Genomic DNA, 22,449 nt, shown 5'->3' with positions numbered 1-22,449 from the left:
CATGAGCGCCATACGGGTGGGCCGCCCCCAGGCGAAGCCCGACACGCCGAAGCACGTGCGCGGGCTGCACCAGGGCAACAAGGGCCCGTACCAGCACCAGACCGGGCACCACAGGGACGGCACCTCCGACGCGCGCCGCTCCACCGGGATCCACTGGAAGCGGCACGACGCCATCATGAAGATCATGCCGAACATCTCGCCGGGATGAGCGGCGGAATGCGCAAGCGGAAGGGCATCGGGATGGGAAAGCGACCAGCGGCAAGGAGATGCGGCGCGGCGCGTACGGGGACGACGGCACAACGCGTGCTGATCGCCCAGGGCGTGCTGCTCGGCGCGGTCACGCTCGCGCTGTTCGTCCAGGAGTTGCCGGGCATCGTGCGCGAGGTGCGCATCTGGCGCATGAGCAATCTGCGCTCCGGCGCCAAGCGCCCGCGCTGAGCCGGCCGTGCACGAGCTGTCGATCGCGACCGCGATCGTGGAGCAGGCCGGCGCACTCGCCCGCGCGGACGGGACGGACGCCGTCTCGGCGGTGACCGTCCGCGTGGGCGAGCTGGCCGGTGTGGTGCCCGACGCGCTGCACTTCGCCTTCGAGGTGGCCCGGCAGGACACGGCACTCGCCGCGGCCGAGCTGGTCGTCGAGCAGGTCACGGCGCGCGCCTGGTGCGCACCGTGCGCCGAGGAGTTCGCGGTGGGCATGCCGCCGTTCTTCTGGTGCCCGCGCTGCGACCGGCCCTCCCAGGAGCTGCGCAGCGGACGGGAGCTGGAGATCACCGAGGTCCGGCCGGCGGACCCGGAACCGGAACCGGCCCCGCGCTGAGTACGGGGCCGGGGCGCGGCTCAGCAGATGCGGGGCAGCTGCTCGCCCAGCGGCAGGTCCACCACCCGGGTGCCGCCGAGACCGGTGGCGACGACGACCATGCCCGGGTGGTCCGCCACGCACTCGCCGATGAGGGCGGCGCCGGCGCCCCGCGGGTGTGCCCGCATCGCCGCCAGCACCGCCTCGGCGTGCTCCGGGGGCACGAAGGCGACCAGCCGGCCCTCGTTGGCGACGTACAGCGGGTCCAGGCCGAGGAAGCCGCAGGCGTTCTGCACCTCCTCCGGGACCGGGAGGGCCCGCTCGCGCAGGCGGACGCCGGTGCCGGAGGCGCGGGCGATCTCGTTCAGAGAGGCGCCGAGGCCGCCGCGGGTCGGGTCGCGCAGCACGTGGATGTCCTTCGTGACCGCCAGCATGGCCGCCACGAGGTCCGCGAGGGGCGCGGTGTCCGAGGTGATCTCGACGCCGAACTCCAGACCCTCCCGCACGCTCATGACCGCCACGCCGTGCAGGCCGATGGGCCCGCTGACGATCACGGCGTCGCCGGGCCGGGCGCGTTGCGGGCGGATGTCGACCCCGTCGGGTACGAGTCCCACGCCGGCGGTGGTGACGTAGACGCCGTCGCCGTGTCCGGACTCCACGACCTTGGTGTCGCCGGTGGCGACGGTGACGCCCGCGGCCTTCGCCGCCGCGCCGACGGCCCGCGCCACCCGGCCGACGACCTCCAGCTCCACGCCCTCCTCCAGGACGAAGGCCGTCGACAGGTAGGCGGGCCGGGCGCCGCTCATCGCCAGGTCGTTCACCGTGCCGTTGACGGCGAGGTCGCCGAGGCTGCCGCCGGGGAAGAACAGCGGCCGTACGACGTAGGAGTCGGTGGAGAAGGCCAGCCGGGCGCCGCCCAGGTCGAGGACGGCGGAGTCGGTGAGGGCGGCGAGGACGGGGTTGCCGTAGGCGGGGGCGAAGACCTGCTCGATCAGCTCCGCGGACAGGGCGCCGCCTCCGCCGTGCCCCATGACGACGACCGGCTGGTCGCGCAGCGGTGCGGGGCAGCTCCAGTTCGCCGGGTCGACGACCTCCGTCCCGGGCGTGGCGGTGTCAGCCAACGGGGTTCATCTCCTCGTGCGGGATCTGCGGGACCTGCGGGGTTTGCGGGACCTGCCCGGCGGGCGTTCCCTGGGGCGCCGGGGCGGTCATCCGGCGGTAGAGGTAGTACGCGGCGCAGGCGCCCTCGCTGGAGACCATCGTGGCGCCGAGGGGGGTGCGCGGGGTGCAGGCCTTGCCGAACGCCTCGCACTCGGTGGGCCTGATCAGTCCTTGCAGCACCTCGCCGGCGCGGCACACGGCGGGCTCCTCGGTGCGGATGCCGGTGACGTCGAAGCGGTGCTCGGCGTCGTAGGCGCGGTAGGCGTCGGACAGCCGCCAGCCGCTGGCGGGGATGCGGCCGATGCCGCGCCAGTTGCGGTCGGTGACCTCGAACACGTCCTCCAGCATGCGCAGGGCCGCCGGGTTGCCCTCCTCCCGCACGGCGCGCGGGTAGGCGTTCTCCACCCGGTGCTCGCCGCGCTCGAGCTGGTGGACGGCGCGGCGGATGCCCTCGAGGATGTCCAGCGGCTCGAAGCCGGTCACGACGATCGGCACCCGGTGCCTGTCCGCCAGCCCGGGGTACTCGGCCGTGCCCATGACGCTGCACACGTGCCCGGCGGCGAGGAAGCCCTGCACCCGGCACTCCGGTGCCGTCATGATGGCCTCGATCGCGGGCGGGACCCGGACGTGGGAGACCAGCAGGCTGAAGTTGGCCAGGCCCAGGCGGCGGGCCTGGTGGACGGCCATGGCGTTGGCCGGGGCGGTCGTCTCGAAGCCGATGGCGAAGAACACCACCTGCCGGTCGGGGTTCTTCCGGGCGAGGTCGAGGGCGTCCAGCGGTGAGTAGACGACGCGTACGTCGCCGCCCTCGCCCTTGACGCGGAACAGGTCCCGATCGGTGCCGGGCACGCGCAGCATGTCCCCGAAGGAGCAGAAGATCACCTCGGGCCGAGCGGCGATGTCCAGGGCCTTGTCGATGACCTCGAGCGGTGTGACGCACACCGGGCAGCCGGGGCCGTGGATCAACTCGACTTTGTCCGGCAGGAGTTGGTCGATGCCGTGACGGATGATGGAGTGGGTCTGGCCGCCGCAGACCTCCATCAGCGCCCAGGGCCGGGTGACCGTGGCGCCGATCTCGTCCAGCAGGCGGCGCGCCAGCTCGGGGTCGTTGAACTCGTCGATGTACTTCACCGGGCCTCACTCCCGCTCTCCTGCCGGGCCGCCTGTTCCCACGCGTCCCCGAACTCCTCCTCCAGCAGCCCCAGTTGCTCGAACAGCTCCAGGGACGCCCGTGCCGACTCCTCGTCCAGGCGCTGCAGCGCGAAGCCGACGTGGACGATGACGTACTCCCCCACCCGCACATCGGGCAGGTACTCCAGGCACGCCTGTTTGCGCACTCCGCCGAAGTCGATCAGCCCGGTGAGGGGGTCGGCGCGATGGTCGATGGACACGACCTTGCCGGGCACTGCCAGACACATGGGGTCACTCCGTCTCGTGAGGGGTTGCCGTTCCCGCGACCATGAGCTGGCCGAGCGCCAACCCGCCGTCGTTCGGGGGGACTTCGCCGTGCCGCAGGACGGTGAAGCCGTCCTGCGCCAGCAGCGCGGTGCACTCCTGCTCCAGCAGGCCGTTGGCGAAGACGCCTCCGGTCAGGGCGACCGTGGTGAGGCCGGTCTCCGCGCGGGCGCGTCGGCACTGGTCGGCGACGGCCCGTGCGGCGCCCCGGTGGAAGCGGGCCGCGAGCAGCGGGGCGGGGGTGCCGCGCCGCCGGTCGTCGAGGAGGGCGCGGAGCATGGGCGCCGGGTCGATCCGGCCCGGCCGGGTGAGCCCGAAGGGGTAGGCCCCGCGGTCCGCGTCCACGGCCTCGAGCGCGGCCGCCTCCAGCTCCATCGCGGCCTGCGCCTCGTACTCCGCCCGGTGGCACACGCCCACGAGCGACGACACGGCGTCGAACAGGCGGCCCATGCCGGACGTCGGCACGCAGGCCAGCTGACGCTCCAACTGCCGCTGCAGCACGGTGAGTTCGGTCGGCGTGCAGGCCCGCACGCTCGGCAGGTCCGGCTCCCAGGGCAGTCCGGCCGCCCACAGCCTGGCCAGCGCCAGCCGGCAGGGGTTGGCCACGCCGGCGTCGCCTCCGGGCAGCGGGGCGGGGGCCAGGTGGGCGAAGCGCCGGTAGCCGGTGTAGTCGGCGAGCAGGATCTCGCCGCCCCACACCGTGCCGTCGTCGCCGTATCCGGTGCCGTCGAAGGCGACGCCGATCACCGGCGTGCTGCCGTCCAGGCCGCCTTCGGCCATCGCGGAGGCGATGTGCGCGTGGTGGTGCTGGACCAGTCGCAGGGCGCCGCCGGGCAGTCGGGCGGCACGGTCGCGGGCCCGCCGGGTGGAGTGGTAGCCGGGATGCCGGTCGGCGGCGACCAGCGCGGGAGCGACTCCGGTCAGGCGGGTCAGGTGCCGTTCGGCGCGCTCGGCGGCCTCCAGGGTGGCCAGTTCGCCCATGTCGCCGATGTGCGGCCCGAACCAGGCGTGCTCGCCCTCGGCCAGGCACAGCGCGTTCTTCAGGTCGCCGCCGACGGCGAGGACGGGCGGTACGGGCACCGGGAGCCGCAGGGAGCGCGGGACGTAGCCGCGGGAGCGGCGGAGGACCTGTTCGGTGCCGTCCGGGCGGACCCGCAGCAGGGAGTCGTCGCACGGCGAGGCGATGGGCCGGTCGTGGGTGAGCCAGGCGTCGGCCAGTCCGGCGAGCCGTTCCAGGGCCTCGGCGTCGTCGGTGACGATGGGTTCGCCGGAGCGGTTGCCGCTGGTCATCACCAGGACCCGGGGGCCGGGCGGATCGCCGGGCAGGCCCAGGAGCAGGGTGTGGACGGGGGTGTAGGGCAGCATCACGCCCACGTGCGGACTGCCCGGGCAGACCTGGCCGGCGAGGCGGAGGCCGTCGGGGGGAGTGCGCCGGCGGAGCAGGACGATGGGGCGCCGGGGGCTGGTCAGCGCGCGCCGTTCGGCGGTGGAGACGGCCGCGATCCGCTCGGCGGTGGCGAGGTCGGCGCACATCACCGCGAACGCCTTGCCGCCGCGTTCCTTGCGGGCGCGCAGGGTGGCGACGGCCCGGTCGTCGGTGGCGTCGCAGGCCAGGTGGTAGCCGCCGACGCCCTTGACGGCGACGATCCGCCCGGCGGCCAGCAGCGCCCGCGCCGTGGCGAGGGCGTGCGCGTCCCGGGCCGGGCGCAGGCCGCCGAGGCCGGGGACGAGGGCGAGCCGCGGCCCGCAGTCGCGGCAGGCGACCGGCTGGGCGTGGAAGCGCCGGTCGGCGGGGTCGCCGTACTCGTGGGCGCAGGAAGGGCACATCGGGAAGCCGGCCATCGTCGTGGCCGCGCGGTCGTACGGCATCCCGGTGGCGATGGTGAAGCGCGGGCCGCAGTGGGTGCAGGTGACGAACGGGTGCCGGTGCCGGCGGTCGGCCGGATCGGCCAGCTCGCGCAGGCAGTCGGCGCAGGTCGCGGTGTCGGGCGGCAGCTCGGTGCGGCCGCCGGCCCGCTCGGTGGCGCGGATGGCGAAGGGGCCCGCCTCGCCGGTCGCGGGCAGGTCCTCGCCGGCGATGCCGGTCACGGTGGCCAGGGGCGGCGGCTGCTCGGCCAGCGCGGCGCAGAACCGCTCGACGTCCTGCGCCGGGCCCTCCACCTCGACGATCACGCCGTCTCCGGTGTTGCCGACGAATCCGGCCAGGCCCAGGCCCGCGGCCAGCCGGTGCACATGGGGCCGGAAGCCGACGCCCTGCACGGTGCCGCGCACGGTGAGCCGGCGGCGCACCAGGCCGGTGGGGGGCGCCGTCATACGGCGGGGGCGGGCGCGCTGTGGTGGTGGCCGTGCGGACGGGGCGCGAGGGGCGGGCGGTGGAGCGTGCCGTCCCGGGCGGCGAGGGCGCGGTCGAGGAGGGTGCCGACGCCGGCGCCGGTGCGGGCGCAGGACCGTACGATCTCCACGCCCGGGTTGACGCGGTGCACGTTCGCCCGGAAGACGGCCTCGTCGAAGCCGGCCGGCTCGGCGAGGTCGGTCTTGGTGACGACGACGAGGTGGGCGGAGCCGAAAGCGGTGGGGTACTTCAGCGGCTTGTCCTCGCCCTCGGTGACCGCCATCAGCACGACCCGCAGCGTCTCGCCGAGGTCGTAGGCGGCCGGGCAGACGAGGTTGCCGACGTTCTCCACGAAGAGGACCTCGGTGTTCTCGGGCAGCCAGCCCGCCAGCCGGGCCCGCACCTGCCGGGCCTCCAGATGGCACAGCCCGTCGGTCAGCAGCTGCTGGACGGGGGCGCCGGAGCGGGCCAGCCGGACGGCGTCGTTCTCGGTGGCCAGGTCCGCGGTGAGCGCCGCCACCGGCACCTCGCGCTGCACCGCGCGGGCCAGGACCCGGCCGAGGAGTTCGGTCTTGCCGCTGCCGGGGCTGGACAGCAGGTTCACGACGGTCACGCCCTGCCGGGCGAGATCGGCGCGCAGTTCGGCGGCCAGGTCGTCGTTCTTCGCGAGGACGGCCTGCTTGACGTCGGACCCGCACATGGGCGCTGCTCCTCGGATGCGGCGGTGGAGCCCGGCCGCGTCCCTGCGGCGCGGGCTCCACCGATCTTCCGCTCAGCCGGCCGCCGTACCGGGCAGCGCAGCCGGGTGCGGGGGCCCGGATTCCACCGGGCAGCCCAACGGGGGCGCGGGCGCGCGGGGGTCGGCGAGCAGGGCCGGGATCAGGGTGTGCAGCGCGTCCACGGTCCGGGGGACGGCCTGTGCGACGGGTGCGCTGAGTCCGGGCAGGAGGTCCTCGTCGCCGTCGGGGAGCACCTGCGGTTCGCAGGCCAGCACCAGGACCCGGGGCAGGGGTTCCTCGCCGAGGTGGGCGGCCAGGGCGAGCACCTTCGCCGGGTCCATGCCGTGGGCCTCGGGCACGACGTCGCCGCCGGGCGGTTCTGCCTCGATCAGAAAGAGGGTGCCCGGGGGGTGGCCGTGTCGCGCGGTGTCGACCAGGACGGCGGTGTCGTACCCGTCGAGCAGGGCGTAGGCGAGGTCCATGCCGCGGATGCCGTAGTCGCGCACCCGGACCTCGGGCGGCAGCGGGCGCCGGGCGAGGGCGCGGATCACCTCGGGACCGAAGGCGTCGTCGGCGAGGAAGATGTTGCCGACGCCGGCGACCAGCAGCCGCGGCGTCACCGGAGGACTCCGGCGGGCGGGGTCAGGGGCCGGGGCGAGCCGGACGGGATCTTGCGGACGAAAGCCGACCGCAGGGCGTGATAGGGCGCCTCCGGGTCGTGGAAGATGGTGTGCATCCGGGCCAGTTCGGCCTCGCGGTAGGCGGCGAGCGGGGGTTCGTGCTCCTCTTCGGCGCGCGCGGCCTTGGCGGCGACGCGTGCCTCCAGGAAGGGCGAGGCGGCGAGTTCGGCCGCCAGCCGGCGCACCTCGGCCGGGAAGGCGCCGGGCGCGGCCGGGACCAGCCGGTCCACGAGTCCCAGCCGCTCGGCGGACGCCGCGCTCACGGGCAGGGCCTCGGTGGTCAGCCGGCGGGCGGTCTCCGCTCCGACGCGGCGCGGCAGGCTGTACGTCCAGAACTCCGAGCCGTACAGGCCCATGCGCCGGTAGTGCGGGTTGAGGACGACGCCGGTGCGGCACCACACCTCGTCGGCGGCGAGGGCGAGCATGACGCCGCCGGCCGCCGCGTTGCCGGCGAGCGCCGCCACGACCAGCCGGTCGGTGGTGCGCAGCACCGCCTCGACCAGGTCGTCGATGGCGTTGAGGTTGACCCAGGACTCCTGGGCGGGGTCGGGGGCCGCCTCGATGACGTTGAGGTGGATGCCGTTGGAGAAGAAGTCGCGGGACCCGCCGAGCACGAGGACGCGCGTGGGCCGGGTGAGCGCGTGCCGGTAGGCGGCGAGGAGCCGGCGGCACTGGTCGGTGCTCATCGCCCCGCCGGGGAAGGAGAAGCCGAGGAAGCCGGTGTCGCCGTGCTCCCGGTAGCGGATGTCGGTCCAGGTCCGCCGCTCGTCCGGCAGTTCCAGGGGGGCGGGGTCCTCCGGGAGCCGGAGGGAGGGTTCCCAGGCGGCGAGCACGGAGGCGGCCGGGCGGCGGAAGGGCGCGGGGTCGCCGGAGCTCTTGCGGGGGCGGAGTTCCGGGATCCACACCGCGCCGTCGCGGGTGGCCCGGCACACGGCGCCGGCCCGCCGGGCGAGGAGGTCGCCGGGGCGGCCGCGCAGCCGGTCCTCGGGGTGTCCGCCGTGCAGGAACACCTCCCGGCCGAGGAGGTCGTCCAGGACGCCCGGCTGGGAGTCGGCGCCGCGGAGTTTGCGCAGGACGGTTGCGGTGTCGTCGCGCTCCCAGTCGATCCGCCGCCGGTCCTGCCGGAAGACCTCGCGCCAGACCACGCCGACCGAGCCGTCCGTCTGCGGCCGGGGCTTGTAGGAGCCCTCGGCGTAGCGCCGTACGGCGGTGAGGACGGCGGTGACGGCGGCGTCGGAGGCCTCGTTGCGGTACAGGTCGCTCTTGCCGACGGGCAGTGCGGGGAACGGCTCCGCCGCCCAGACCGGGCCCGCGTCCATCACCGCCTCGGCCTGCAGGACCGTCACGCCCCACTCCCCCGCCCCTTCGGCGATGGCCCAGTCCAGTGAGGACGGGCCGCGGTCGCCCGGCGGCCCCGGGTGCACGATGAGACAGGTGTGGTCGCGCCACAGGTCCTCGGGCAGCGCGGTCCTGAGCATGGGCGCGATGACGAGCTGAGGGCGCAGTTCGCGTACGGCGGCCCGGACGGGGTCGGGGCCGTGCGAGGCGAGGACGGCGTCCACGCGGTGCCCGTGGTCCGTCAGTTCGGCGAACACCCGCTGGGTGAGGCTGTTGAACGCGCTGGCGACGAGCAAAATGTCCATGACACGGCATCGTCGTCCCTGTGCGGGGCGGCGTGAAGCACCGCCGCGCCGTATTGTCCCCCGCGCTCAGGTCTCCTCCTCCATGCGGATCGCGTTCCGCAGGTCCTCGTAGGCCCGGCTCCCGTCGTCGGCGTGGGCCTCCAGCAGGGCCCGGGCGATCGCGTCGAGCTTGCGCTGGATGGCGTGCTCGGCCCGCATCTCGGCGTTCTTCAGCAGGGCGAGGAGCAGCAGGGTGACCGCGGTCATGGACTCGCCCGCCAGCAGCAGCAGTTCGAGCCGCAGATGCGCGACGTGCGCGGCGGCGAAGAAGCCGACGAGGCACAGGCACAGGAGGAAGAACACCGGCGAGCTGGTGAAGTTGGACGCGTACTCGGCGAACTGCTCGAAGCGGCCGCGGCGCGGCCCGCCGCGGTGCACGGGGTTCTTGAAGGTCATGGCCGGGCCTCACCTCACGGCGGACGGATCCGGACCAGCTCCGCAGTACCCCCGGGCAGGGCGTACGACACGGGTGGCGGCCCGGCGGGCGCGCACGGTGCCGGGCCGTCCGGCCGACCGGGATGCTCAGGCGGCGAGGGTGCGGCCGGGGCCGAGGCGGTCGAGGAGCGCGTCGAGGTGCAGCTCGGCCACGGGGGCGAGGAGGTCGGGGTGGCGCAGCAGGGCGGCGGCGCGCCGGTCGCCGTCGTCAGGGGCGAGCAGGCGGCGGAACTCGGCCGTCGTGCCCGAGGCGTGTTCGCCCTCGGCGAGTGCGGCGACGGCCAGCCGGGCCAGCTCGGGGTCGGTGAGCAGGCCGGCCGCCCAGCTGGCCACGACCTCGTCCACCCAGGTCCGCCAGGCCCAGTCCTCGTCCGCGCCGTCCTCGCCGGTCCGCTCGGCGCCGGTGATCCAGTCCAGCCGGGCGGCGCCGCCGGGGCCCGCCATGGTGACCAGGGCCGCGTCCATGTCGGTCGGGTAGCGCAGCCATGCGGCGACCATCACCGCCTGCCGGGCCTGCACCTCGCACAGCGCGGCGGCGAGCGCGCCGCCGCTGGGCGGATAGGCGGCCGTCAGCCAGCGCGCCGTCGCGGCGATGAGGGGGGACAGATCTGTGAGCACAGCTGGGCCGTCCGAGAGGCGAGGGGGAACAGGAGCTCCACGCAACGGTAGCCCGGCCCGCGGGGTCGCCGGGAGGGAGTGCGAAGCAGGTCATATGTGGCATCGCCCACGTCGGCGGGCGGCTGCTCCCCCTCTGTTCCCGGCGCGCCGCCCGCGGGCCGCGGCCGGCGCCGTCACGTGTCGCCGCCGCGCCCCGGGGAACTCGTCGCGCGCCACGCCGGCACACTCATCGGAGGTCAGGGGCATGACGAAGGACGCCGGGCAGTACGACGACCACAGCGACGTCCCTCTCGGCGGGTACGCCACGCTCGCCTCCGTCTTCGCGTCCGGCGCGGGTGCCTTCGCGCTGCTGGCCCGGCGCCGGGGTGTGCGGCTGCCGGAGACGGTGCCGCCGTGGGACGTCGTCCTGCTGGGGACGGCGACGTACAAGGCGTCCAGGCTGCTGACCCGGGACAAGGTCACGAGCTTTGTGCGGGCGCCGTTCAGCCGCCGCACGGGCGAGGGCGAGGGGAACGAGGTCATCGACGAACCGCGGGGCGACGGGCTGCGGCGGGCCGTGGGCGACCTGCTGTGCTGCCCGTTCTGCACCTCCGCCTGGGTCGCGGGCACCCTGGTGTGCTCCTACACGGCGGCGCCCCGCCTCACCCGCCTGGTCTGCGGCGGCCTCGGCGCGCTGACGGCCGCGGACTGGCTGCAGTACGCCTGGACGTGGACACAGCAGGCGGCGGAGAGCTGAACCGCTGGCGGCCGCCTTCTCCGGGGACACGCGGGACGCCGTGCGGGCTAGGCGTCGTCCGCGGCCGCGCTCACCTCGACGTCGATGACGCCCTCGTCCTGGAACAGCTCCGACGCCAGTCCGGTCGGGTCGCCGGCGCCCTCCAGTTCCAGCAGCACGCGGGCCGCGTCGTCGGTGCGGCCCGGCAGCCGTTCGACCTTGACCTGCGTGATCCTGAAGCCGCGCCGGGTGCAGGTCTGCATGAGCCGCGGCAGCAGGGCCGAGCCGGTGCGGTAGGTCAGCCGTGCCTCGAAGGCGGCGGCGGCCGTGGCCGGGAGAAGCCGGGACGTGAACCGGGTGTATCCCCGCACCACGAGGAAGTGCAGCGCCGTCACCGCCACCGCGAGGACCGGTAGCCCGCCGCCGCAGGCCATGCCGACCGCGCAGGTCAGCCAGATGGTGGCGGCCGTCGTCAGGCCGCGTACGGCGTCCCGTCGTACGAAGATCAGGCCGCCGCCGATGAAGCCGATGCCGGAGACGATCTGGGCCGCGACCCGGGAGGGGTCGAAGGAGACGTTCTGCAGGCCGAGCACCGCGGTGAACCCGTGCTGGGACACCTCCATCATCAGCGCGCTCGCGATGCCGACCAGCGTGTGCGTGCGCATTCCGGCGCTCTTCTGCTGCGCCTCCCGCTCCCAGCCGATCAGGCTGGAGAGCAGCAGCGCCAGCGCCAGTTCGGACAGCTGCCGCAGTCCCTGGCCGTTGTGCACGTCCCACAACGGCGCCGCCAGACCCGTTCCCGTCATGCACACCTCGCTCTCGCCCCGCCGACGTCCGGGTCGTCCGATGATCCGGCGCTCACATCTACCCCGCGACGGGACCGGCACTCCGGCGAGCCGCGTACCGGCCGCGGCGACCGGGTACTCGGGCGGGGCCTCCGGCGGAACCGGCGTTCGTGCCTTGCCCGCGGTCGGGCCGCACTGCGGTCGGCGCGCACCGCACCGTTCGGGGCCTCGTGAAGAAGGGACCGGTCTCATGCGGCACGACGAGATGATCGGAAAGGTGCAGGCGCTGGCGCAACTGCCGGACCGGGGTTCGGCCGAACGGGCCGCGCACGCGGTCGTGCGGACGCTGGCGGAGCGGCTGCCGTCCGGGCTGGCCCGGCATGTGGCCGCCCAGTTGCCGCCCGACATGGCGGCGGCGATGCGGGAGGCGGCCGATGCCTCGGCCGGGACGGACGCCGGTGCGGCGGGCGAACGGTTCGGGCTGACGGTGTTCGCCGGACGCATCGCCGACCGTGCGGGCACCGACGAGGACAGGGCGCTGCGCGAGGCCGCCGCCGTGCTGGAGGTGCTCGACGCCGCGCTCGCCCCGGAACTGACCGAGCGGATGGCCGAGGCTCTTCCCCGGGACATCCGCGAGCTGCTGCCGGTGGCCCGCGCCACCGAGAGCGCACGCCAGGAGGCCTGACACCGGCGCGCGGGCGCGGGCGCACGGGCGCGGAACCGGCGCACGGATGTGCGCACCGTAAGAGAGGCCCGTGCGGCGTGACGGTGCCGCGCCCCGCTGGTTCAATTGGTGGTCAAGCGCTCATCGAGGGCCGGTGTGCCGGCGCCCGTCGAGGGCAGGCGTGGCAGTATGACGCCCTCCACCCGCAAAGGTGCTCCATGACCTTCTTCGCCCTCTCGCGGCATGAGCCGCTGGTCCTGCTCTCGAACACCGACCTCGCCGCGGAGTACGACCGGCTGGTCGCCGAGAACCAGCAGTTGCAGCGTGCGGTGACCTCGCACGCGGTGATCGACCAGGCCATCGGCGCCGTGGTCGTCCTCGGGCAGATCGCCCCGGAGGAAGCCTGGCGGGCGCTGCGGGACGTCTCCCAGCGCACCAACACCAAACTGCGGACCGTCGCCGAGCACATCCTGGACTACGCCCAGGGCGGCACCCTTCCCGAAGAGGAGCGCATCGAGCTGGGCCGGGCGATCGTGCGCTACCGGCGGTGCGCCGAGGGCGGCACGGGCAGCACGACCGACCGGTGAGCGGTGCGCCGAGGCGGCCTCCCGAGGAATCGGGGGCCGCCTCACGGCTGTTCGGTGACGCGGCTGTTCAGTGACGGCCCGCCTTGACTACGGCGGTGCCGGTGCGGCTTGGCCTTCCGAGCCGCGGGCGGCCGTACGAACCACCGGTCCTCGACCTGGTCGAGGCCGTACAGCAGGATGCTGAGCACGGGGAGCAACAACACGGCGACAGTTATCACGGCGGACTTCTCTCTGCCGGCGACACCGCCCGAGTGCCCCCGGCACACCCGGCCACCCGTCACATATGTGAATGTCCTGTGAGTGCCTTCCGGCGGCGTCGCCCACCGACTCCCGTCTGTGGCATGAGCGCGCGGCTGGGGCCGGCGTGGCGAGCCGCCCTCCGCGCGCCCACCTCGTCACATCCGCCGGCCGGCCTCCGTCAGTACGGCAGGAGACGCCGGACGGTCAGGAGGTCATACGGGTGGATGTGTACGAGGCGGTGGCGAGCCGGCGGGCGGTGCGGGCCTTCACGGACCGGCCGGTCCCGCGTGCGGCACTGGAGCGGGTGCTGACCGCCGCCGCGCGCTCGCCCTCGGGCGGCAACCTCCAGCCCTGGCGGATCCACGTGCTCACCGGCGCCCCGCTGGCCGAGCTGAAGCAGCGCACCGCCGAGCGCGCGGCGGCCGGCGATCCCGGGGACGAGCGGCAGTACCGGATGTATCCGCCGGATCCGAAGTCCCCCTACCGTCAGCGGCGCGCGGCTGCCGCCGCCCAGCGCTTCGGGGCACTGGGGATCCGGCGCGGAGACGGGACGGCCCGCCGTGCGGCCGTCGCCGCGAACTGGCGCTGCTTCGGCGCCCCCTGCCTCCTGCTGTCCTACATCGACCGGGACATGGGCGCGGCCCAGTGGGCCGACCTCGGGATGTACCTGCAGACGGTGATGCTGCTGCTGCGCGCCGAAGGGCTGCACAGCTGCCCCCAGATGGCGTGGTCGGTCTACCACCGGACGGTCGCGGAGGTGGTCTCGCCCCCACCGGAGCTGGTGCTGTTCGCGGGCGTGTCGATCGGCTACGAGGATCCGGCGGCGCCCTTCGCCCGTATCGACCGGGCGCCCCTCGACGAGACCGTCACGTTCCTCGGCGACGGCGGCGGTGGGGACACCGGGGCCCGGCGGGAGGCCTCGCCGGAGAGGAACGAGGGCACGGCGACCGGCTGACGGCACCGAAACGCCGCCGTCCGGCGGAAACCGCGCACGGACACGTTCCGCGCGCCCCGCACGCCGTGGGCGCTTACCGTTCTGTTCATGTGACCGGGCGTCATCAGGGGTGACGGAGAGGAGCCGGAAGCGTGGTGGGCGATCCGCGTCGGCGGGCGGCCTGGCCGGACGGCCGGCGCGGGCGGCGCGTGCTGGGGAGCCGGCCGGCGTACACCGTGCGGCTGCCGGCCGTCCCGCGCACCGAGCCGGTGCCGGCGGCCGAGCGCACGGTGCCGTGGCTCCGGGTCGGCGCGGCCTACGCCTGGCGGCTCATCCTCGTCGGAATCGTCGTCTACGGCGTCTTCAGCGTCCTCGGCAGCTTCCAGCTCATCGCCGTGGCCCTGTTCCTCGCGCTGATCGTCACCTCCGTGCTGCGCCCGCTCACGGATCTGCTGAACCGGGCCCTGCCGCGGCCGCTGTCCGTCGCCGTGGCCCTGGTGGGCAGCATCCTGCTGCTCCTGGCGCTGCTCGCGCTGGTGGGCAACGCCGTGGCGGGCGAGTCCGCCCGGCTCGCGGGCGAGTTCCGGGGCGGTGTGCACCGCATCGAGCAGTGGCTGCGGCGGCCGCCGTTCCATCTCAGTCCCGGCCGGCTGTCCGCGCTGGAGAACCAGGTGACGCAGTACCTCGCCGCGCACCGGTCCAGCCTGCTCAACCGCGCCGTCAGCGGGCTGACGCGGGTGATCGAGCTGGCCGCCGGGGGCGCGCTCGCGCTGTTCGCCTCCGTGTTCTTCATCCACTCCGGGGAACGCCTGTGGCGCTGGATCAGCGACCAGCTGCTGCCGGCCGGTGCGCGTCCGGCCTGGGACAGGGCGGGGCGGGCGGCCTGGCGGGCCTTCGCCGGGTACACCCGCGGGATCATCATCGTGGCCGCGACCAACGCCGTACTCGTCGGCGTGGTGCTGCTCGTGCTGCGGGTGCCGCTCGCGCTGCCGCTGACGCTGCTGGAGTTCTTCGCCGCGTTCGTGCCGCTGGTGGGGTCGCCGGTGGCGCTCGGCGTGGCCACGGTCGTCGCGCTCGCCGGGCGGGGGCCGCTGACGGCGCTGGCCGTGCTGGCGCTGATCGTGGTGATCGGCCAGCTGGAGGGGCATGTGCTGCATCCGCTGGTGATGAGCTGGGCGGTGCGGCTGCATCCGCTGGTCGTCGCCGTGTCGGTGATCGCCGGGAGCATCGTCGCGGGGGTGATCGGCGCCGTGGTGGCCGTCCCGCTGGTGTCGGTGGTGTGGGCCGTGCTGCGCGCACTGCGCGCGGTGCCGCCGTAGCGGGCGCCTGCCCGGCCGCTCGGTCACGCCGGCCGCGCCGCTCGGCGCAGAGCCGCCGTCACCAGTCCGCGGATCTCCTCCTCCGACACGCTTCCGCCGTTCACCAGCCGGTCGAAGACCAGGCCGTCCACGCAGGTCAGCAGCGTCACGGTGCGCTGCTCCGGGTCCGCCACGCCCTGGGCGGCGAGGAAGTCGGCCACCGCCCGGCGTGCCGCGTTGTCGCGGGGGACGAGGATCTCGCGCAGCTCCGGATGCCGCGCGCTCTCCACCGCGCACGCGTAGCGCGCCAGCGACCGCCTGCGGCTCTCCCCGGCGAGCCGTACGCCGGCGAACTCCACGAGCCCCGCGACCAGTTCCCCGGCGGTCAGCGGCGACGGCGCCCGCGACCCGACCTCCGCCAGTTCGGCCTGGTCGAGTGCCACCAGACGCCGGACCGGTAGAAGAACCGAGACGAACCGAGGTCGAAGGGGGTTCCGGGATGAGTGGCACGGCGGTGGTGGTCGGGGGTGGCATCGGCGGTCTCGCGGCGGCGATCGGGCTGCGCCGGGCCGGCTGGGACGTACGGGTCCTCGAGCGGGCCGGCACCCTGGCCGACGCGGGCGCGGGCATCTCGCTGCACGCCAACGGGCTGCGCGCGCTCGACGCGCTCGGCGTCGGCGCGGCCGTGCGGGCGGCGGCCCGCCCGCAGTACACCGGCGGCACCCGCACCCCCGGCGGCCGGTGGCTCACGGCGATGGACGGCGCCGCCCTCGAACGCGCCCTCGGCACGCCCATCGTCGGCATCCGGCGCGCGCAACTGCACCGGCTGCTGCGCGCGGCCCTGCCGCCGGAGTGCCTGCTCGTCGGCGTCACCGTGCCCGGGGTGGACCGCTCCGCCGCGGGCCGGGTGGGCGTGCCGGCCGGGGACGAGGTGCTGGAGGCGGACCTGGTCGTCGCGGCCGACGGGGTGGGCAGCCGGTTGCGCGGACAGCTGTTCCCCGGCCATCCGGGCCCGGCGTACAGCGGCTCGACGGTGCTGCGGGCCGTCACCGACCGGCCGCTCGATCTGCGCACCGACTTCGAGCTGACCTGGGGCGAGGGCGCGGAGTTCGGGCACATCGCGTTCGCCGACGGCCGGGCCGAGTGGCACGCGGTGCTGACCGCGCCGCCCGGTGTCCGCCACGCCGACCCGCTCGGCATGCTGCGCCGGCGTTTCGGCGGCTGGCACGATCCGATCCCGGCGCTGCTGGACGCGACCCGGCCGGAGGCCGTGCTCCACTACGACATCCATGAACTGGCCACACCGCTGCGGTCGTTCGTCGCGGGCCGGGTGGTGCTCCTCGGCGACGCGGCGCACGCCATGACGCCGAACCTCGGCCAGGGCGCCTGCCAGGCCCTGGAGGACGCGGCCACACTCGCCGCCGCGCTCGCCGCGGAAACCTCGGTGGCCTCGGCACTGGCCCGCTACGACGCCGAACGCCGCCCACGCGCCCAGGCCGTAGCCCGCGCCGCACGGCAGGCGGGCAGGATGGGGCAGCAACTGTCCCGTCCTTTGGCCGCCGCCCTGCGCAACACCGCGCTGCGGATCACCCCGTCCCGTGTGGCGATGCGGACGATCCTCCGCCACGCCGACTGGACCCCGCCCACCCTGCCCTGACAGCCTCCGGGCCACGCCCACACCCGCCCTTGTGACCGCAGTGACCGCCGACACCGCAGGTCGGCGGTGTGGGCCGGGCCCTGGGTGGCACCCAGGACGGTGTGCGGGACATACGGATGACGGGGCAGGCGCTGCGGCGGGAGGTGACCGCCGCGGCGCACGCCGTGGGGCGGGCCTGGGCGGGGCCGTGCCGGGAGCGGGATCTGGCGGCGCAGGCGGTGAAGGCGGCGCTGGCCGCGTGGCTGGCGTGGGCTGTGGCGGGCTGGTGGCTGCACGCCCCGGTGGCGTTCGTGGCGCCCTGGGTGGCGGTGGTCCTGGTCGAGTCCACCGTGTACCGGTCGATCGCGCACGGCCTGCAGCAGCTGGCGGCGATCGCGGCCGGCACGATCCTGGCCACCGCCCTGGCGCTGCTGCTGCCCGGCACGATGGCCGCGATGGCCGTCGTCCTGCCGCTCGCGATGCTGCTCGGCCAGTGGCGGCGCCTGGGCAGCCAGGGCATCTACGCGGCCACCGGCGCCCTGTTCGTCCTGACCAACGGGGCCGTCAGCGTCGCCACGTCCGCGGCCCGGCTCGCCGAAGCGCTGTTCGGCGCCGTGGTCGGCATCGCCGTCAACGCGTTGCTCAGGCCGCCGCTGTACCTGCGGGACAGCCGGGCCGTGCTGCGGGACGCGACCGAGGAGGCCCACGACATTCTGCGGGCCGTCGCGGAGGGGCTGACCGAGGGACGCTGGGACGCCGAGGAGGCCGCCGCCCGGCACGAGCGGGCGCTGCGGCTGCACGGGCTGGTGGAGCAGGCCCGCTCCACGGTCGCGTGGAGCCGGGAGAGCCTGCGGGCCAATCTGCGCCGTCGCACCGGTCGCGTGCCACCGCCCGGCAAGGGGTACGACGACGCGATCCTGGTGCTGGACTACGCGGCCGTACACACGGCGGGCGTGACCCGCACGGTGCTGGAGGCCGCCACCGAGGACCGCGCCGCACCGCGCCCGCATCCCGAACTGGCGCGCCGCTACGGCGAGTTCCTGTACCGCACCGCCCACGCGCTGCGGCTCTACAGCCACAGCCGGTTCGACGACGAGCGCGACGACGAACTGCGCGCCGCCGTGGCGCGGCTGCGCACGACACTGGACACGCTCCGCCGGGACCTGGTCCGTTCCATGACGGACGACCCCGACGAGGTCGCCACGTACGGCGCGCTGCTCGCCCAGGCGCACCGGCTGGCCGATCAGCTGGTCGTCCCGGACGCCTAGGGCGAGCCGGGCTCCCGTACGCCGAACAGGGCCGGGCCCACGGTGAGGATGCCGTCGGTCAGCGGCCGGCAGCGCACTCCCCCGCCGCCGCGCAGCGCGCGCTGCGCACCGGGGCCGACGGTGGTGTCCATCCAGGCACAGGGCCGCGCCGCGCTGTGCACCTGCAGGTCCACGGGGCCGGCGCCGCAGTCGAGGAAGACGGTCGCCCCGACGTAGGCGTCGATGTCGACGCCGCGCAGCAGGACGTTGCGCCGGGTGCGCAGCAGGTCCGCCGGTCCCGGCCGCGGAAGCCGTTCGACGGCCATGAGGGTGAGCGAGGCGTTGCGGTGCGCGGGCTGGTTGAAGTACCGGTCGCCGACGAGTCCGAGCCCGGCACGCACCTCTGCCGTCGTCACCAGTTCGCCGGGCGGCAGGTCGGGCATCCCGTCCCCCGGCCGGCCCGCGAGCCGGTGCACCGGGGAGACCAGCAGCTGAAGGATGTCCACACGCGGCACATGCCGAGCCTACGGGCCGCGCCGCCCGGGCGGCAGTACCGGAAAAGAAGTTGTGGCGGCGGAGTGACCGCCGTCATGATCGCCCCATGATCTCGCTGACCGCCTTCCTGTCTCCGGCCACCACCGACCGATCGGTGTCCGGGCAGCAGCAGCGCGGCCGACGGCGGAGGCCGACGCCCGTCCCCGCATGACCGCCGCGCTGGTCGCGGGGCTCGTCGCCGGGTACGGCATCGCCGTGCCGGTGGGGGCCGTCGGGACGTATCTGGTGGCGCTGACCGCCCGGACCTCGTGGAGGACCGGCGCGTGCGCCGCGCTGGGGGTCGCGACCGCGGACGGCGTCTACGCCCTGATCGCCATGATCGGGGGCTCGGCGCTGGCACACGCCCTCCAGCCCCTCATGAGCCCCCTGCGCCTGCTCGCCGGCTTGGTGCTGGTGGTGCTGGCGGTCCGCGGTGCGACGACGGCGATCGCGCATCACCGCAGGCCACCGACGGCCACGCGGAGCGACGGGACGCCCCCGCACCCGGCCCGGGCCTTCCTGGCGCTGTGGGGTGTCACGATGATGAACCCGGTCACCGTGATCTACTTCGCGGCCCTGGTGCTGGGCGGTCAGGCCTCCGCGACCGCGGACCGCCTCGACCGGGCCGTGTTCGTGCTGGCCGCCTTCGCGGCGTCCGCCAGTTGGCAGCTGCTCCTGGCCGGCGGAGGGGCGCTGCTCGGCCGGCTCCTGACCGGCAGCCGCGGCCGGCTGATGACGGCCGTGCTCTCCAGCGCCGTGATGGCCGCGCTCGCCCTGCGCATGCTCGCCGCGCCCGGCTCCTAGGTCCTGTCGTCAAACTCCCGCCGTCCGCCCGGAGGGCGGGAGTTTGACGACAGGACCTAGCGGCGCCACCCGCAGGAGGGCGACCGGCCGTTCGGCCTCGATTCGCGGTGCCGGAGCAAGCCTCGCCGAACGGGTGACCCGTCCGCCGGTGCCGCGGCGCCGGCGGACGGGTCAGCCGTTCGCGAACACCTTCAGCCGGCTCAGGGAGCCGTTGAAGCGGTCGTGGTCGCCCACGGTCCTGCCGGACGAGGTGTACTGCCACATGGTGTAGATGGACCAGCCCCTCGGCAGTGTCCCGGCGGTCGAGGCGTAGCGGGCGATCCACAGCGGATTGCCGCCGAAGCCGGAGTAGTTGCCGGTGCACTGCTTCCACCAGTTGGTCGCCGTGTAGATGACGGCGTCCCGTCCGGTGCGGGACTTGTAGCGGTTGAGGAAGTCGCGGATCCAGCGGACCATGGCGCTCGCGGACTTGCCGTAACAGGCGTCGCCGTACGGGTTCCACTCGATGTCGAGCACGCCGGGCAGCGTCTTGCCGTCACGGCTCCAGCGGCCGCCGTGCGTCACGAAGTAGTCGGCCTGCGCGGCGCCGCCGGTCGAGTCCGGGGTGGCGAAGTGGTACGCCCCGCGGATCATGCCCATGCTGTAGGAGCCGTGGTACTGCTGGGGGAAGTAGGGGTTGGTGTAGTACGTCCCCTCGGTGGCCTTCGTGTACGCCCATTTGATGCCGCCGGCCCACAGGGTGGGCCAGGCGACGTCTCGCTGGTAGCTGGAGACGTCGACGCCCTCCGGCTGGCTCGCCCGGCTGGCGGAGGGCAGGCCGTCGACGGAGCGTCCGTCGTGGGCCAGGACGCCGATGCCCATGTAGGCACTGCCGCGCGGGGGTGTGTCCGGGGCCCAGTCCGATCGGGCCGCGGGGCTGGACAGGGTCAGGAGAAGGCCGGTCAGGGCGCCCATGAGGGCCAGCCGTGAGCGGCCGCGCTTGAGGCATACGGAGCTTCGCACGTAACCCATCTGACCCGGTCTCGGGCCGTACCGCACTCCGGGAGCGCCCCAACGAAGCCATCGCGGGCCGTGCTTGGGCCGTATGGGTGGCCCCTGCCGGCGTACGGCCCGGCCGTGGGAGCAGCCGGAAAGGGACGCGTCACGCGGCCGGCCCGCGCCGGATCAGCCGTCGGCGCGGGCCGGGTTCGGCGGGAGGTGAGGCCCGGTGCTGGGGGCGGCGGCAGTGGCCGTGCCGGTCACGCCGTGTGCAGCGACACGAAGACCGCCGCCAGCGGCGTGCCCTGCGGGTCCTGCCAGCCGCGTGCCACATGTCCGACGGCTCCCTCGGGGCGCAGCGGCGGGTTCTCGGGGACGGGGCGCAGAACCCTGTGGATGTGGAGGACCGTGCCGTGCGGCGCGGGGATGCGGGTGCCCTCGCGGTCGTCGGCCGGCTCGGGGGTGAGGCCGTCCGGGGTCAGGGGGGCGCCGGTGTACGAGCGGACCACCTCGGGGTCGAGGGCGCCGTCGATGCTCTGGGCGTGCGCGGGGACCCTGCCCTCGATCAGCGCGAGGAGCTCGGCGACCAGCACCGGGTCGTGGCAGCCGTCGTAGACCCAGCGGCTGCCCAGTACGCCGTGCTCCGTCGTGCCGACCAGCGCGTGCTCGGCTCCCGCCAGCGGCGCGGCGCGGTAGGTCAACGGGGCCAGATAGGCGGTCGGTTCGGGGGCGGAGGTGTCGGTGGCCACCATGAACTCGATGCCGACCTCGCCCTCGGGGTCCTCCAGCCGGAAGCCGCCGGACTTCGTCAGCGCCGGGGCGTCCGGGCCGCCGCGGTACCAGGGGCGCGAGGGCAGCCAGTCGGTGAGCAGCTCCAGCTTCGTGGGCTTCAGCGTGGTGCGGTGGATGATGGCCATACGGGCAGGGCTCCTGGACGTGGTGCGGAAACTGACCCGCACCAGCTTGGCACATGGTTCCCGCAGGTCGTTCCCCCGCGCCGCCGTCGGCTGCGGCCTCCATCTGCCGCCCGCCCGGGGGGAGTTGGGGCTCGGCGTGCAGCGCGCGGCCGTGGCCGACGCCGGCGGCCCGTGGGACGCCCAACTCGTTGCCTCCCGCTTCTGGCCGGGGAGACCTACCGGACGGTATACAGAACCGGTCGAACGCGCGAGGGCCGCTCTTCGGGGCCGCAACCGTGCGATGAACCGGCCTCAGGGGGAGGATCCATGGCGAACGGCACGGGTGCGGCGAGCGGGGCGAGAGGCCGGCGGGGAGCGGCCGTACTGGGAGCGGTGCTGGGCGGTTGCGCCCTCGTCGGCGCCACCACGGCGCCCGTCTCCGCGCATGTCCAGGGAGACGGACACGGCACCGAGTACGTCGCGCTCGGCGACTCCTACACCTCGGGCCCCGGCATCCCGCAGCAGGTGGACGCCGGCTGCGCCCGCTCCGACCACGACTACCCCTCACTGGTGGCGGCCCGGCGGCAGGTGAGCGGCTTCGACGACGTCAGCTGTGCCGGGGCCACGACCGCCGAGATGTGGCAGGCGCAGGGCACCAACGCGCCCCAGCTCGACGCCGTGCACCGGGACACCGACCTGGTCACCCTCCAGATCGGCGGCAACGACGTGGGCTTCGGGCCGATCATCAGCACGTGCGCCCGCCTGGCCGCCCAGGACCCGACGGGCAACCCCTGCGAGCGCTCCTACACCGCGGCCGGCTACGACCAGCTGACCCTGGCGATCGTGGAGACCGCGCCGAAGGTCGCCCGGGTGCTGCGGGCCGTGCACGCGCGGGCGCCGCACGCGCGCGTGGTCGTCGTCGGCTACCCGGACCTGCTGCCCGACGACGGCAGCGGCTGCTTCCCGCAGGTGCCGTTCGCGCAGAAGGACTTCCCGTACCTGAGGGACACCGAGAAGCGGCTGAACCTGATGCTGCGCCTGGTGGCCGGGGTGAACCGCGCCGAGTACGTGGACACCTACACCCCCACGGCCGGCCACGACATGTGCAAGGCGCCCGCGGACCGCTGGATCGAGCCCCTTCGGCCGGCCTCCCCGGCGGCCCCGGCCCATCCCAACGCCAAGGGAGAGGACGCCATGGCGCAGGCCGTGCTGGAGCGGCTCGGCCAGGGACGCGGACGGGACTGAGTCCGGGC

At 74.8% G+C, this 22,449-nt stretch carries 26 protein-coding genes and 1 pseudogene; 12 read left to right on the top strand and 15 right to left on the bottom strand.

Features of this window, described 5'->3' with window-relative positions; all coding sequences use genetic code 11:
• The first annotated feature begins 1 nt into the window (after window position 1).
• Genes OG956_RS34215 through hypA form a run of 3 tightly spaced genes read left to right on the top strand, consistent with a single transcriptional unit; the run spans window position 2 to window position 817 of the window.
• A complete protein-coding gene (locus tag OG956_RS34215; RefSeq protein WP_330341891.1) occupies window positions 2–208 on the top strand; it encodes a hypothetical protein in 207 nt (68 codons plus the stop codon).
• 32 nt (window positions 209–240) lie between these two features.
• Window positions 241–438, top strand: a complete 198-nt coding sequence (locus OG956_RS34210; protein ID WP_330341890.1) for a hypothetical protein — start codon at window positions 241–243, stop codon at window positions 436–438.
• A 7-nt stretch (window positions 439–445) separates the two neighbouring features.
• A complete protein-coding gene (gene hypA, locus OG956_RS34205) occupies window positions 446–817 on the top strand; it encodes a hydrogenase maturation nickel metallochaperone HypA (protein ID WP_330341889.1) in 372 nt (123 codons plus the stop codon).
• A 20-nt stretch (window positions 818–837) separates the two neighbouring features.
• Here hypA and hypE read toward each other — a convergent pair whose 3' ends face one another.
• From hypE to OG956_RS34160, 9 genes are all read right to left on the bottom strand, one after another.
• The gene (gene hypE / locus OG956_RS34200) at window positions 838–1,917 is read right to left on the bottom strand and encodes a hydrogenase expression/formation protein HypE (RefSeq protein ID WP_330341888.1); all 1,080 of its coding nucleotides are present in this window, start codon (window positions 1,915–1,917) and stop codon (window positions 838–840) included.
• A complete protein-coding gene (gene hypD / locus OG956_RS34195) occupies window positions 1,910–3,088 on the bottom strand; it encodes a hydrogenase formation protein HypD (protein ID WP_330341887.1) in 1,179 nt (392 codons plus the stop codon). The genes hypE and hypD overlap by 8 nt, the downstream gene beginning before the upstream one ends.
• Window positions 3,085–3,375, bottom strand: coding sequence for a HypC/HybG/HupF family hydrogenase formation chaperone (locus OG956_RS34190; RefSeq protein ID WP_076096141.1), 291 nt, complete (start codon window positions 3,373–3,375; stop codon window positions 3,085–3,087). The genes hypD and OG956_RS34190 overlap by 4 nt, the downstream gene beginning before the upstream one ends.
• 4 nt (window positions 3,376–3,379) lie before the next feature.
• Entirely contained in the window at window positions 3,380–5,725 is a 2,346-nt protein-coding gene (gene hypF / locus OG956_RS34185; protein ID WP_330341886.1) for a carbamoyltransferase HypF, read from the bottom strand.
• Window positions 5,722–6,444 carry a hydrogenase nickel incorporation protein HypB gene (gene hypB / locus OG956_RS34180; protein ID WP_330341885.1) on the bottom strand — a complete coding sequence of 241 codons (723 nt, stop codon included), beginning with the start codon at window positions 6,442–6,444 and terminating at the stop codon, window positions 5,722–5,724. Before hypB ends, hypF begins: the two co-directional genes overlap by 4 nt.
• Before the next feature lie 72 nt (window positions 6,445–6,516).
• Window positions 6,517–7,083, bottom strand: a complete 567-nt coding sequence (locus OG956_RS34175; protein WP_330341884.1) for a hydrogenase maturation protease — start codon at window positions 7,081–7,083, stop codon at window positions 6,517–6,519.
• The gene (locus OG956_RS34170; RefSeq protein WP_330341883.1) at window positions 7,080–8,786 is read right to left on the bottom strand and encodes a hydrogenase maturation protein; all 1,707 of its coding nucleotides are present in this window, start codon (window positions 8,784–8,786) and stop codon (window positions 7,080–7,082) included. Before OG956_RS34170 ends, OG956_RS34175 begins: the two co-directional genes overlap by 4 nt.
• Window positions 8,787–8,852: 66 nt before the next feature.
• Window positions 8,853–9,221, bottom strand: a complete 369-nt coding sequence (locus OG956_RS34165) for a low affinity iron permease family protein (RefSeq protein ID WP_330341882.1) — start codon at window positions 9,219–9,221, stop codon at window positions 8,853–8,855.
• Between the two features lie 126 nt (window positions 9,222–9,347).
• Complete coding sequence (locus OG956_RS34160; protein ID WP_330341881.1) at window positions 9,348–9,878, bottom strand: hypothetical protein; 531 nt, start codon at window positions 9,876–9,878, stop codon at window positions 9,348–9,350.
• Window positions 9,879–10,122: 244 nt separating this feature from the next.
• Here OG956_RS34160 and OG956_RS34155 point away from each other — a divergent pair, with 244 nt between their 5' ends.
• Window positions 10,123–10,614, top strand: a complete 492-nt coding sequence (locus OG956_RS34155) for a DUF1360 domain-containing protein (RefSeq protein WP_330341880.1) — start codon at window positions 10,123–10,125, stop codon at window positions 10,612–10,614.
• A gap of 47 nt (window positions 10,615–10,661) precedes the next feature.
• Here OG956_RS34155 and OG956_RS34150 read toward each other — a convergent pair whose 3' ends face one another.
• Window positions 10,662–11,399, bottom strand: coding sequence for an MgtC/SapB family protein (locus OG956_RS34150; RefSeq protein ID WP_330341879.1), 738 nt, complete (start codon window positions 11,397–11,399; stop codon window positions 10,662–10,664).
• 229 nt (window positions 11,400–11,628) lie between these two features.
• Here OG956_RS34150 and OG956_RS34145 point away from each other — a divergent pair, with 229 nt between their 5' ends.
• Together OG956_RS34145 and OG956_RS34140 are read left to right on the top strand one after the other, a co-directional pair.
• Complete coding sequence (locus OG956_RS34145) at window positions 11,629–12,063, top strand: DUF2267 domain-containing protein (RefSeq protein WP_330341878.1); 435 nt, start codon at window positions 11,629–11,631, stop codon at window positions 12,061–12,063.
• A 197-nt stretch (window positions 12,064–12,260) separates the two neighbouring features.
• Window positions 12,261–12,629 (top strand): ANTAR domain-containing protein, encoded by a 369-nt coding sequence (locus OG956_RS34140; RefSeq protein ID WP_330341877.1) that lies wholly within the window; start codon window positions 12,261–12,263, stop codon window positions 12,627–12,629.
• 41 nt (window positions 12,630–12,670) lie between these two features.
• Here OG956_RS34140 and OG956_RS34135 read toward each other — a convergent pair whose 3' ends face one another.
• Window positions 12,671–12,847, bottom strand: coding sequence for a hypothetical protein (locus OG956_RS34135; RefSeq protein ID WP_330341876.1), 177 nt, complete (start codon window positions 12,845–12,847; stop codon window positions 12,671–12,673).
• A gap of 242 nt (window positions 12,848–13,089) precedes the next feature.
• On the opposite strand from OG956_RS34135, the gene OG956_RS34130 reads away from it, so the two are divergent.
• Both OG956_RS34130 and OG956_RS34125 read left to right on the top strand, forming a co-directional pair.
• The gene (locus tag OG956_RS34130; protein ID WP_330341875.1) at window positions 13,090–13,824 is read left to right on the top strand and encodes a nitroreductase; all 735 of its coding nucleotides are present in this window, start codon (window positions 13,090–13,092) and stop codon (window positions 13,822–13,824) included.
• Between the two features lie 134 nt (window positions 13,825–13,958).
• Window positions 13,959–15,122 carry an AI-2E family transporter gene (locus tag OG956_RS34125; protein ID WP_443065632.1) on the top strand — a complete coding sequence of 388 codons (1,164 nt, stop codon included), beginning with the start codon at window positions 13,959–13,961 and terminating at the stop codon, window positions 15,120–15,122.
• 23 nt (window positions 15,123–15,145) lie between these two features.
• Here the strand turns inward: OG956_RS34125 and OG956_RS34120 are convergent.
• Window positions 15,146–15,556, bottom strand: a pseudogene (locus tag OG956_RS34120) (TetR/AcrR family transcriptional regulator); the annotation flags it as partial.
• 44 nt (window positions 15,557–15,600) lie between these two features.
• Between OG956_RS34120 and OG956_RS34115 the strand changes: the two are divergent.
• Both OG956_RS34115 and OG956_RS34110 read left to right on the top strand, forming a co-directional pair.
• Entirely contained in the window at window positions 15,601–16,758 is a 1,158-nt protein-coding gene (locus tag OG956_RS34115) for an FAD-dependent monooxygenase (protein WP_330341873.1), read from the top strand.
• Between the two features lie 116 nt (window positions 16,759–16,874).
• Window positions 16,875–18,005, top strand: coding sequence for an FUSC family protein (locus OG956_RS34110; protein WP_330343023.1), 1,131 nt, complete (start codon window positions 16,875–16,877; stop codon window positions 18,003–18,005).
• On the opposite strand, the gene OG956_RS34105 is transcribed toward OG956_RS34110, so the two are convergent.
• Window positions 18,002–18,499, bottom strand: a complete 498-nt coding sequence (locus OG956_RS34105) for a molybdenum cofactor biosysynthesis protein (protein ID WP_330341872.1) — start codon at window positions 18,497–18,499, stop codon at window positions 18,002–18,004. The two genes, OG956_RS34110 and OG956_RS34105, sit on opposite strands and share 4 nt — an antisense overlap.
• Window positions 18,500–18,686: 187 nt before the next feature.
• On the opposite strand from OG956_RS34105, the gene OG956_RS34100 reads away from it, so the two are divergent.
• The gene (locus tag OG956_RS34100; RefSeq protein ID WP_330341871.1) at window positions 18,687–19,322 is read left to right on the top strand and encodes a LysE family transporter; all 636 of its coding nucleotides are present in this window, start codon (window positions 18,687–18,689) and stop codon (window positions 19,320–19,322) included.
• Window positions 19,323–19,493: 171 nt separating this feature from the next.
• On the opposite strand, the gene OG956_RS34095 is transcribed toward OG956_RS34100, so the two are convergent.
• Together OG956_RS34095 and OG956_RS34090 are read right to left on the bottom strand one after the other, a co-directional pair.
• Window positions 19,494–20,333: a lysozyme gene (locus OG956_RS34095; RefSeq protein WP_330341870.1), complete on the bottom strand. Its 840-nt coding sequence runs from the start codon at window positions 20,331–20,333 to the stop codon at window positions 19,494–19,496.
• A gap of 227 nt (window positions 20,334–20,560) precedes the next feature.
• A complete protein-coding gene (locus OG956_RS34090) occupies window positions 20,561–21,217 on the bottom strand; it encodes a maltokinase N-terminal cap-like domain-containing protein (RefSeq protein WP_330341869.1) in 657 nt (218 codons plus the stop codon).
• Between the two features lie 306 nt (window positions 21,218–21,523).
• Here OG956_RS34090 and OG956_RS34085 point away from each other — a divergent pair, with 306 nt between their 5' ends.
• Complete coding sequence (locus tag OG956_RS34085) at window positions 21,524–22,441, top strand: SGNH/GDSL hydrolase family protein (protein ID WP_330341868.1); 918 nt, start codon at window positions 21,524–21,526, stop codon at window positions 22,439–22,441.
• Window positions 22,442–22,449 lie beyond the last annotated feature (8 nt).

Origin of the sequence: Streptomyces sp. NBC_00557, assembly GCF_036345995.1 — a bacterium.
Lineage (GTDB): Bacteria > Actinomycetota > Actinomycetes > Streptomycetales > Streptomycetaceae > Streptomyces.
The sequence above is the reverse complement of the archived record's forward strand: the minus strand, read 5'-3'. Positions and strand labels throughout refer to the sequence as shown.

Excerpts from the sequence above, each read along its gene's own strand:
- OG956_RS34140 (WP_330341877.1), top strand. The coding sequence starts at position 12,261 with ATGACCTTCTTCGCCCTCTCGCGGCATGAGCCGCTGGTCCTGCTCTCG.
- OG956_RS34165 (WP_330341882.1), bottom strand. The coding sequence starts at position 9,221 with ATGACCTTCAAGAACCCCGTGCACCGCGGCGGGCCGCGCCGCGGCCGC.
- hypB (WP_330341885.1), bottom strand. The coding sequence starts at position 6,444 with ATGTGCGGGTCCGACGTCAAGCAGGCCGTCCTCGCGAAGAACGACGAC.
- OG956_RS34190 (WP_076096141.1), bottom strand. The coding sequence starts at position 3,375 with ATGTGTCTGGCAGTGCCCGGCAAGGTCGTGTCCATCGACCATCGCGCC.
- OG956_RS34090 (WP_330341869.1), bottom strand. The coding sequence starts at position 21,217 with ATGGCCATCATCCACCGCACCACGCTGAAGCCCACGAAGCTGGAGCTG.
- OG956_RS34210 (WP_330341890.1), top strand. The coding sequence starts at position 241 with ATGGGAAAGCGACCAGCGGCAAGGAGATGCGGCGCGGCGCGTACGGGG.
- OG956_RS34145 (WP_330341878.1), top strand. The coding sequence starts at position 11,629 with ATGCGGCACGACGAGATGATCGGAAAGGTGCAGGCGCTGGCGCAACTG.
- OG956_RS34150 (WP_330341879.1), bottom strand. The coding sequence starts at position 11,399 with ATGACGGGAACGGGTCTGGCGGCGCCGTTGTGGGACGTGCACAACGGC.
- hypF (WP_330341886.1), bottom strand. The coding sequence starts at position 5,725 with ATGACGGCGCCCCCCACCGGCCTGGTGCGCCGCCGGCTCACCGTGCGC.
- OG956_RS34100 (WP_330341871.1), top strand. The coding sequence starts at position 18,687 with ATGACCGCCGCGCTGGTCGCGGGGCTCGTCGCCGGGTACGGCATCGCC.
- OG956_RS34215 (WP_330341891.1), top strand. The coding sequence starts at position 2 with ATGAGCGCCATACGGGTGGGCCGCCCCCAGGCGAAGCCCGACACGCCG.
- OG956_RS34170 (WP_330341883.1), bottom strand. The coding sequence starts at position 8,786 with ATGGACATTTTGCTCGTCGCCAGCGCGTTCAACAGCCTCACCCAGCGG.
- OG956_RS34095 (WP_330341870.1), bottom strand. The coding sequence starts at position 20,333 with ATGGGTTACGTGCGAAGCTCCGTATGCCTCAAGCGCGGCCGCTCACGG.
- OG956_RS34110 (WP_330343023.1), top strand. The coding sequence starts at position 16,875 with ATGACGGGGCAGGCGCTGCGGCGGGAGGTGACCGCCGCGGCGCACGCC.
- OG956_RS34155 (WP_330341880.1), top strand. The coding sequence starts at position 10,123 with ATGACGAAGGACGCCGGGCAGTACGACGACCACAGCGACGTCCCTCTC.
- OG956_RS34085 (WP_330341868.1), top strand. The coding sequence starts at position 21,524 with ATGGCGAACGGCACGGGTGCGGCGAGCGGGGCGAGAGGCCGGCGGGGA.
- OG956_RS34115 (WP_330341873.1), top strand. The coding sequence starts at position 15,601 with ATGAGTGGCACGGCGGTGGTGGTCGGGGGTGGCATCGGCGGTCTCGCG.